Source organism: Flavobacterium sp. TC780 (assembly GCF_056783245.1).
Genome location: NZ_JBXBAV010000079.1, coordinates 1 through 9,393, shown reverse-complemented (window position 1 = coordinate 9,393; position 9,393 = coordinate 1). Strand labels below are relative to the sequence as shown.

Here is a 9,393-nt window from a genome sequence, read left to right as displayed (position 1 = left end):
AAGGTTAATACATGCTCCTGTTGTTAGGGAGGCAGCGCCTAATGGAGAAGTTAGACTTTTGTTCTTCATTCAATGTAAAACTAACTACCTTACCATTTCCGGTTTTTATATTCAAAATATAATCCCCTTTTCCTTCAATTGCATAAGTACTCATCGTTGTCAAAAAAATAACCAATACTAAGCTTAATCCTAAAATCTTCTTCATGTCTTTGTTTTTTGTTTTAATTTTCAAATCGCGGTGCGCAAAACTACAAATAGTTTGCAAACTGCAAAATATTTTTTATGTTAAATTTTAGGTCTAAGTCACTGATTTAAAAGTGTTTCTGCTCGACCCGTTATTATATACGGATTTATAGAGGCTTTGGATTTTATTTTATAACTTTTTTTTAATCAGTATTTTGCGATTTTGTAGTAATTGGCGTATAAAAAATGATTTTAGAGCAAAAAAAGATCTAAATAAATATCTTGTTTTTGAATATTTAGCACTCTTTTAAATAAAAAGAATAGCTTTTTAAGAAATAAGTTCTAGTTGAAACTCTTCCAAATCTGTAGCTAAAAAAATAAATCTACATCATTTTGTATGTAAGAAAAAATTATATTTACATTCTTGTTTTTCAATATTGTAACAAACAAGCAGCAATTAGTTAGATTTAATCAAACAATCAAAATTATAACCTTCATGAATTTATTTAGAACACTTATCGTATTTACTCTTACGGGAATCGTTGTTTCAAGCTGTGGCAAAAAAGAACCAGCAGTATTTCCAGATCCTTTAATAACTAATCGAGATACAACTGTAAAATCCGGCGGATGATTTTTTTAATTATGCCAATAACGGTTGGTTTAAGAAAAATCCAATTCCGAGTACCGATAGCAGTAATGGTATTGGGAGGATTGTTATGGATACAATTAATGAACAAATAAAAACGATTTGCGAAAAATCCGCTGCAGATGAATCGGCTGAAAAAGGAAGTAACAAACAAAAAATCGGTGGTTTTTATGCTTCGGGTATGGATACGATTGCCATCGAAAAAGCAGGATTGTCTCCGCTTAATAGCGAAATGAAAAAAATTGCAGCTATAAAAGATGTTTCTTCTTTGGTAAATTCTATTGCGCATTTACAAACTATTGGAGCAAGTCCGGCCTTTTCATTTTATGTAAGTCAAGATGACAAGATAAGTACAAAATATGCGTTGTTTTTTGGTCAAGGCGGATTAGGTATCGGGTGAAAGAGGTTTTTATCTTGATACCGATAAGCGAAATGAATCAATTCGTAAAGAGTATCTAACACATCTTAAAACGATGATGAAATTTACAGGCGAGGACGAAGCTACGGCTGCTAAAAGCGCTGCAACTATCATGAAGCTGGAAACTGATTTGGCAAAATCATCTCGTAAACTAGAAGAGCTTAGAGATCCTATAAAAAACTACAATAAACTTACAGTAGAACAATTTAGCAAGACGACTCCAAATATTGATTGGAAATCAGTCTTGCCAGTTTTAGGAATTGCCAAAGCCGATTCGGTAATTGTAGGTCAGCCAGAGTTTTTTACTTCATTGAATAAATTATTAAAAACATATCCTATTGAGGACTGGAAAACATACCTTAAATGGAATTTGGTTAATTCTTATGCCGAATACCTAAATGCAGATGTAGAGAAGCAAACTTCAAATTCTTTTCGACTGTAATGAACGGAGTAAGTACCCAAAAGCCAAGATGGAAAAGAGTTGTTGGACAAACAAACAGTTACTTAGGTGAATTAATAGGACAGGTATATGTAGCTGAATATATGCCAAAAGGCGTTAAAGAAAAATTACTGGAAATAGGTAATAATATCCGTGAAGTATTTGCTTTACATATCAAGAAATTAGATTGGATGAGCGATACAACAAAAGAGAAAGCATTACAAAAATTGAATAAAATCGTTATGAAAGTGGGGTATCCAGATAAATGGAAGGATATGAGTAAACTTGCTGTCGATAAGAATTCTTATTGTGGAAATATAATGAGAGCCAATTCTTGGCATTACAATTATATGGTAAACAAATATGGTAAAGCTGTAGATAGAAACGAATGGAGTATGCAGCCACAAACGTACAATGCATATTATAACCCGAGTAATAACGAAATTGTGATTCCGGCTTGTAATACGATTGTTCCGGGTTATGAAGGAAGAATGCCTGACGATGCTATATTATACGGAATTCTTGGAGGTTCTTTCTTTGGACATGAAATCACACATGGTTTTGATGATCAAGGAAGCCAATACGATGAAAAAGGAAACTTAAATAATTGGTGGACTGCCGAAGATTTGAAAAAATTTAAAGCAAAAACGAAATTGATTGTAGACCAGTATAATAAGTTTACTGTATTAGGTAAGCACGTTAACGGAGAAGCAACACAAGGAGAAAATATTGCCGATTTAGGTGGTGTTGTAGTAGGTTACGAGGCATTTAAGAAAACAGCTCAGTATAAAAATAATGAGAAAATTAGCGGATTAACTCCAGATCAGCGTTACTTCCTTTCTTATGCTTATTCTTGGATGATCAATAGAAGAGATGAATCTAAGATTAATCAAATCATGACCGATGTACATGCTCCAGAGCAATTTAGAGTAAACGGACCATTAAGCAATATGCCTGAATTTTATAAAGCATTTAATGTGAAAAAAGGGGATAAAATGTATCAACCAGATAGTTTACGTGTGGTGATTTGGTAACTTTTTTGAGGCTCAAAGGTTAAAAAAAGGTACAAAGGTACAGAGGTTTTTAGGTACAAAGGTTTTAGGAAAAGTTCCAAGGCTAGGGACAAAGATTTTCTGTAGAGAAGCACTGCAGTGCGTCTTTGTCAAAGAAGTACAAATAGTTTTGAATACAAAACAACTGAGAATTTATCCATAAACTTATTTTTCAGACAGATGAGTAATCTCCGCAAGAAACAGGCAGTAAAGTGTCACGTTTCTTGCGGAGATTTTTTTTAGAAGAAGAGGTTCGCAGTTGCTGTATGTTCAATACAAACCTTAGTTCCGATAGCTATCGGAACTATGCACCTCAGTTTCTCAGAACCTTCTTTTTAACCTTTGTTACTTTGTCCCTCTGCACCTTTGTAGCTTTTTTTATATCTTAGAGGCTTAGCAACTTAGAACCTTAAAAAAAATGAAAAACTTTAAAATTGTATTGATAGCTGCTTTTTTATGCAGTTCCTTTTTATCTTACGGAGCCAAAGTAGATACGCTGCAAATACCAAGTACAGCGATGGGGAAAACGTATAAAGCGGCAGTTGTTTTGCCCAATTCGTATGCCAAAAGCAAAGCATTGTTTCCAGTATTGTATTTATTGCATGGAGCTTATGGGCATTTTGGAGATTGGTTAAAAAGTACGCCAGATAAAAAGCTAGTACAAAATTTATCCGATCAATACAATTTGATTATTGTAATGCCAGAAGGAGAAACGTTTAGTTTTTATTTGGATAGTCCGGTAAACAAAGAAAGTCAGTTTGAAACGTATATTACTAAAGAAGTAATTCAGAAAATAGACAAAACGTATCGAACTATTGCCGATAGAAAGGGAAGAAGTAATTTCGGGACTTTCTATGGGAGGACATGGCGCATTGTATTTGTCAGCTAAACATCCAGATTTATTTTGTGCCGCAGGAAGTATGAGTGGAGCAGTGGATATGGGAATAATGCTCAATCGAGATGCCGCCAAAGTGACTAAATTAATGGAGCCTGTTTTTGGTAAAGAAGGAGCCCCGCAAGAAGTATATGAATCGCATGCAGTGCTAGGAATGGTCAATAAAATAAAAGCGAACCAATTGGCCTTGATTATAGATTGCGGAGTAGATGATTTCCTGATAGAACCTAATCGTGAGTTGCACCGAAGATTGTTGTATAATAAGGTAGCTCATGATTATACCGAAAGACCAGGAGCACATACATGGGAATATTGGGAAAATGCATTATCCTATCATGTATTGTATTTCAGTAAAGTTCTGGCTAAAAATGGTGTTGCAGTAAATTAAATATAACCGATTAATTGTAACTCGTTTTGACAGATAGAAAGAAAGGCTTTGTGTTTTCGAAAAAAGTGTTTCTTTTTTTGCGTTCTTTTTTATACATAATAACTGTGCTTTGATGAGTGAAATGTACTATTTATGAATTATATCTAATATAATTGTAAAAAATAACGTTGTGTGATATTCGTGTTTTTGGCTGAAAACTAATAAGATAAGGGTGATTTTATAATATTTTTTAAATAAATCACTATCAATTATTTTTTTTGGTTTGATTTTTGGAATACCTTTATGTATAAAAACTTAAAAATAAAAAAACATGAAAAAGATAATTACACTTTTTGCAATAGTAGGATTGATAGTATTCTCAAGTTGTGAAGGAGATGAAGGACCTCCGGGTAAAGATGCGCTGGTGCCTCAAGTCTTTGAAATTAAAAATGTAGATTTAGGCAGAGTTGCCGATAATGAGTATAATTTGAAAAGTACTTTTATGTTTGAAATCGGAGGTAATTTATATGATGATGAATCTGTTTTGGTTTATAGGTTAACAAATGTTATTAATCCAACTACTCCAATTTGGCAATTAATACCAAGAACAATTTATTTTAATAATGGTGATGTTATAGATTATTATTTTGATTTTAGTAAATTAGATTTCGTAATTACTGCAAGAGGTTCTTTTAATTTATTAAATGCCCGTGATTTTATTGATGATCAAACATTTCGTTTTGTTATAGTTCCTGCTGATTTCGTTTCATCTGTAAATAAAAATAATTATTCAGAAGTTATGTCTTCTTTAAATTTAAAAGAAAGCCAAGTTCAGCAGATTAATTTCTAAGGTTTGAACTTCTAGAACATAAAAAGGGAATCGTAAGATTCCCTTTTTTTTTGTTAGTTTAGTTTTTTATAATTTTTTTTGAACCAAGTAGCAACCATAATCGACTATGATAAAATATGCTTCTATTAGTAAATTAGAAATGAATCCTAAGATCTTAATGGTTCAGAAAACATGTTTTCCATTACAATTACTCTTCTGTTTTAGAAATTCTCTCATTGTTTTTATTTAATCGCAATGAGGCTATGATTCCTATAATCAGCGAAAGGGCGATAAAAGCGAGTGAGCCCCATTCTGGTATTTCGATATAATCGTGGAGTAGCATTTTAAGGCCTACAAAACTTAAAATAGCAATTAGGCTGTATTCTAAATGGCTGAATTTTGCGATCAGTATTGGCTAAGAAAAAATACATCGAACGCAATCCAAGAATAGCAAAGATGTTAGAGCTGAATACTAAAAAAGGATCTTTTGTTATGGCGAGAATGGCAGGAACGCTGTCGATTGCAAATAATACATCCATAAACTCAATTACTATTAAAGCAACAAATAGAGGAGTGGCTGCCTTTTTTCCTTTTTCGGTTAATATGAAAAACTTCTCATGCTCCATGTGAGAAGTAATCGGAATTACTTTTCCTAAAACTTTATATATAAAAGAATCCTTTGGATGAAAATCTTCTTTGTCACCAGAAAACAACATTTTCATAGCAGTAAAAAGTAAAAAACCTCCAAATAGGTAAGTTGTCCAGGTAAATTTATTAATAAGCATTACACCAAAGAATATCATAAGGCCTCTAAATACGATAGCACCCAAAATCCCCCAGAATAAAACACGGTGTTGGTATTTTTGCGGAATCTTGAATGAGGCAAAAATAATTGCAATCACAAAAATATTGTCAATACTTAAAGAGAGTTCGATTAAATAGCCAGTGATGAATTTTATAGCAGCTGCTGTAGGTTTTAAGCCATCAGGGTTTTCGATATAATTGGTAGTGTACAGCCAATATATTACACCAGAGAATAAAAAGGAGATACTTACCCAGATAAGAGTCCATTTACTGGCTTCTTTAGTACTTATAATATGAGGGGTTTTGTTAAATACACCAAGATCAAGTGCTAGAATACCCATTATTGCAGCTAAAAATAGAATCCAGACAATCATAAACTATTTTTTTAATGAGTAACAAAGGTAGTTTTTGTTGAGAGAAGCGGAATATGAAATTTGAAAAAAAGTAAAATGTGATTTTTTTACCATTAAGAGATTAAGAAAAACTAAGTTTTAAATCTGCATGGGGTGGATTTAACCGCAAAGGACGCAGAGGTTTACGCAAAGAACGCAAAGAAACTCTCCGATCTTGTCATTTCGATGAAAGAGACTCGAGCGATAGCGAACAGGCGAAGCAAATCTTCGCGAGAAACTCCATAATCTTTGTAGAGCTATCAGGTAAGCCCCTTCCTGCGTCAGGGTGACAAGCTTGTGTTAGTTTGCTCGCAGATTTAGCAGATTTAGCAGATTTTAATTTTATTTAATTTTAATCTATGGCTTATTTAACCGCAAAGGGAGCAAAGTTTTAAATTCTGTCTAACTCTTTGCGTAAGGAACGCGGATAAGGCGGATTCGCTAAAGCGAAAACACTGATTAAACGGATTTTCTCCTGTCCAGACATTTCGGATCGAGATTATTTTTTAAAATCCGTTTTTATCCGCGTTCCTTTATATAGACAATTTAAGCTTCGGTATTATTAACCCTTTTACAAATAACCTTTCACATTTTGCAAAAAAAACTGCATAAAAAAAGTGCCTACATATATATGAGGCACTTTTGTAATAGTATTATTAGGCTATGAGATTACAATGCTGATTTTACAGTTTTGATAATTCTTGCAGCAATTTTATATGGGTCACCGTTTGAAGCTGGTCTTCTGTCTTCAAGATATCCCTTCCATCCTTTTTGAACTGTATATAAAGGAATTCTGATTGAAGCTCCTCTATCAGATACTCCATAAGAGAAATCATGGATAGAAGCCGTTTCGTGTTTACCAGTTAAACGTTGTTCGTTGTAAGCTCCGTAAACTGCAATGTGTTCTTCAACAACAGGGCGGAAAGCTTCACATATTTTTTCGTAAGTTTCTTTAGATCCACATGTTCTTAGTACTTCGTTAGAGAAGTTAGCATGCATACCTGAACCATTCCAGTCTGTATCTCCAAGTGGTTTTGGGTGATATTCGATATAGTAACCATATTTCTCCGTTAAACGATCTAATAAGTAACGAGCAACCCAAATTTCGTCTCCGGCTTTTTTAGCACCTTTAGCGAATAATTGAAATTCCCATTGTCCGCAAGCAACCTCTTGGTTGATACCTTCAAAGTTAAGACCAGCAGCGATACATAAATCAGCATGTTCTTCAACTAATTTTCTACCGTGAGTGTTTTTCCCACCTACAGAGCAGTAGTACATACCTTGTGGAGCAGGATAACCTCCAACAGGGAAACCTAATGGCAATAAAGTTTTAGTGTCCATGATGAAATATTCTTGTTCAAAACCAAACCAGAAATCATCATTATCATCATCAATAGTAGCTCTACCGTTAGAAGGATGTGGAGTTCCATCAGCATACATAACCTCAGACATTACTAAGTATCCATTAATACGAGTAGGGTCAGGGTAAATTGCAACAGGAACTAATAAACAATCAGAAGAACCTCCTTGGGCTTGTTTAGTTGATGAACCATCAAATGACCAATTCCCCAATTCTTCTAATGTTCCTTTAAAATTTTCGTGTTCTTCAACTTTAGTTTTGCTTCTAAGATTTTGAGTTGGTTCATATCCATCTAACCAAATGTACTCTAACTTTATTTTAGCCATAATAATATAAATTAATTTTTGATTTTTTGATTTTTTTGTTGGGTCAAATATATATTTATTTTTTTATTGCTAGAAAAACGGGGGGCATTTTTATTTATGGGATTGTTATTTTTTGCATAAGCTCAATTTTTGCATGCTATATTTTTAAATAGGCAATTTTATAGGGGGATAAAAAATAATTTCGCAATTATGATAGGTTTTTTTTAAAATGAGCATTATTTAATGACAATCAAATTGTGTTATTAATGCCGAAAACCAAGGGGTTTTGTTAAATTACTTCAAAAAGGAGGGGGTGTACTTTGAAAAAGTTGCATAAAAGGTATTGGTAGGGGTGTAAAAAAAGGGATTTATTATTATATTTGCACTTTATTATAAGATCTAAATTAATAATAACTTAAAATTTGTCAGCATGTCAACATTACGTTTCCAAGCTTTAAAAGAAGCTTCAACAAGAAAGCCTGTTCAGTTTGAAGAAACCGACAGAAAATCAACCATTTTTGGTTCTAATGTATTTAACGATAAAGCAATGAAGCAATATTTGACTTCGGATGCATTTAAAGGAGTACAGGAGCGGTTCAGCATGGAACTAAGATAGACAGAAAATTGGCTGATTATATTGCAATGGGTATGAAAGAATGGGCACTTTCTAAAGGTGTTACTCATTATCGCATTGGTTTCAGCCATTAACAGGTACAACTGCCGAAAAGCATGATGCATTTTTTGAGACATCATATGATGGTACTGATTCATTTGAGAAATTTGGAGGAGCACAATTGGTACAACAAGAGCCAGATGCTTCTAGCTTTCCGAATGGAGGAATAAGAAATACTTTCAACAAGAGGATATCCAGCTTGGGATCCAACATCGCAGCTTTTTTTTTTGGAACTTCTTTTTTTATACCTACTTTTTTCATTTCCTATACAGGAGAAGCATTAGATAATAAGATACCTTTATTAAGAGCGCTATCTGCAATTGATGATGCTGCTACTGATGTTTGTAAATATTTTGATAAAAATGTAAAGAAAGTTACTGCAACTCTGGGATGGGAGCAGGAATATTTCCTTATAGATAAATCTCTTGCAGAATCTCGTCCTGATCTTATGATGACAGGCAGAACATTGTTAGGACATACATCTGCCAAAGGACAACAATTAGATGACCATTATTTTGGTTCAATTCCTACTCGTGCATTAGTTTATATGAGAGATTTGGAACAGGAATGTATGTTGTTAGGAATACCAGTTAAAACACGTCATAATGAGGTAGCACCAAATCAGTTTGAGTTGGCTCCAATTTTTGAAGAGACAAACTTAGCAGTAGATCATAACTGTTTATTAATGGATGTAATGCAAAAAGTAGCCGAGCGCCATCACTTTAAAGTATTATTTTAATGAAAAACCATTTAAGGGAGTTAATGGTTCAGGTAAACACAACAACTGGTCGCTGGCAACAGATACTGGAGTAAACTTGTTAAGCCCAAGTAAAACCCCAATGAGTAATTTACAGTTTTTAACGTTCTTTATCAATACGATTAAAGCGGTTAATGATTATGAAGAATTGCTAAGAGCAGCAATTGCAACAGCAAGTAATGATCACCGATTGGGAGCTAATGAAGCACCACCTGCAATTATCTCAGTATTAGGTGCTGCCTCCCTAACAACAGGAGCATGTATTAACCTTAA

At 33.6% G+C, this 9,393-nt stretch carries 11 protein-coding genes and 3 pseudogenes; 11 read left to right on the top strand and 3 right to left on the bottom strand.

Annotated elements, in window-relative coordinates:
- Nucleotides 1-4 precede the first annotated feature (4 nt).
- Entirely contained in the window at nt 5-205 is a 201-nt protein-coding gene (locus tag AC1RYN_RS07585) for a hypothetical protein (protein ID WP_481806485.1), read from the bottom strand.
- A gap of 474 nt (nt 206-679) precedes the next feature.
- On the opposite strand from AC1RYN_RS07585, the gene AC1RYN_RS07580 reads away from it, so the two are divergent.
- The 7 genes and pseudogenes from AC1RYN_RS07580 to AC1RYN_RS07550 all read left to right on the top strand — a co-directional run bounded on the left by AC1RYN_RS07580 (nt 680) and on the right by AC1RYN_RS07550 (nt 4,850).
- Entirely contained in the window at nt 680-814 is a 135-nt protein-coding gene (locus AC1RYN_RS07580; RefSeq protein WP_481806484.1) for a hypothetical protein, read from the top strand.
- Between the two features lie 43 nt (nt 815-857).
- Entirely contained in the window at nt 858-1,229 is a 372-nt protein-coding gene (locus AC1RYN_RS07575; protein ID WP_481806488.1) for a hypothetical protein, read from the top strand.
- A gap of 40 nt (nt 1,230-1,269) precedes the next feature.
- A pseudogene (locus AC1RYN_RS07570) lies at nt 1,270-1,886 on the top strand (M13 family metallopeptidase); the annotation flags it as partial.
- The gene (locus AC1RYN_RS07565; protein ID WP_481806487.1) at nt 1,878-2,720 is read left to right on the top strand and encodes a M13-type metalloendopeptidase; all 843 of its coding nucleotides are present in this window, start codon (nt 1,878-1,880) and stop codon (nt 2,718-2,720) included. The pseudogene AC1RYN_RS07570 and the gene AC1RYN_RS07565, both read left to right, overlap by 9 nt.
- A gap of 457 nt (nt 2,721-3,177) precedes the next feature.
- Nucleotides 3,178-3,627 carry an alpha/beta hydrolase gene (locus AC1RYN_RS07560; protein ID WP_481806483.1) on the top strand — a complete coding sequence of 150 codons (450 nt, stop codon included), beginning with the start codon at nt 3,178-3,180 and terminating at the stop codon, nt 3,625-3,627.
- Entirely contained in the window at nt 3,593-4,021 is a 429-nt protein-coding gene (locus AC1RYN_RS07555; protein WP_481806482.1) for an alpha/beta hydrolase, read from the top strand. Before AC1RYN_RS07560 ends, AC1RYN_RS07555 begins: the two co-directional genes overlap by 35 nt.
- A 310-nt stretch (nt 4,022-4,331) precedes the next feature.
- On the top strand, nt 4,332-4,850 hold the full coding sequence (locus AC1RYN_RS07550) for a hypothetical protein (protein WP_481806481.1): 519 nt from the start codon (nt 4,332-4,334) through the stop codon (nt 4,848-4,850).
- Between the two features lie 187 nt (nt 4,851-5,037).
- Here AC1RYN_RS07550 and AC1RYN_RS07545 read toward each other — a convergent pair.
- A pseudogene (locus AC1RYN_RS07545) lies at nt 5,038-6,007 on the bottom strand (TerC family protein).
- Nucleotides 6,008-6,694: 687 nt separating this feature from the next.
- Nucleotides 6,695-7,711 carry a glutamine synthetase beta-grasp domain-containing protein gene (locus AC1RYN_RS07540; protein ID WP_481806480.1) on the bottom strand — a complete coding sequence of 339 codons (1,017 nt, stop codon included), beginning with the start codon at nt 7,709-7,711 and terminating at the stop codon, nt 6,695-6,697.
- Between the two features lie 409 nt (nt 7,712-8,120).
- Between AC1RYN_RS07540 and AC1RYN_RS07535 the strand changes: the two genes are divergently transcribed.
- The 4 genes and pseudogenes from AC1RYN_RS07535 to AC1RYN_RS07520 all read left to right on the top strand — a co-directional run.
- Nucleotides 8,121-8,306, top strand: coding sequence for a hypothetical protein (locus AC1RYN_RS07535; protein WP_481806479.1), 186 nt, complete (start codon nt 8,121-8,123; stop codon nt 8,304-8,306).
- A gap of 26 nt (nt 8,307-8,332) precedes the next feature.
- Nucleotides 8,333-8,613, top strand: a pseudogene (locus tag AC1RYN_RS07530) (glutamine synthetase III domain-containing protein); the annotation flags it as partial.
- Nucleotides 8,608-9,102, top strand: a complete 495-nt coding sequence (locus AC1RYN_RS07525) for a hypothetical protein (RefSeq protein ID WP_481806486.1) — start codon at nt 8,608-8,610, stop codon at nt 9,100-9,102. The pseudogene AC1RYN_RS07530 and the gene AC1RYN_RS07525, both read left to right, overlap by 6 nt.
- A gap of 100 nt (nt 9,103-9,202) precedes the next feature.
- Nucleotides 9,203-9,393, top strand: a 191-nt coding sequence (locus AC1RYN_RS07520) for a hypothetical protein (RefSeq protein ID WP_481806478.1), incomplete at its 3' end; no start/stop codon positions are given.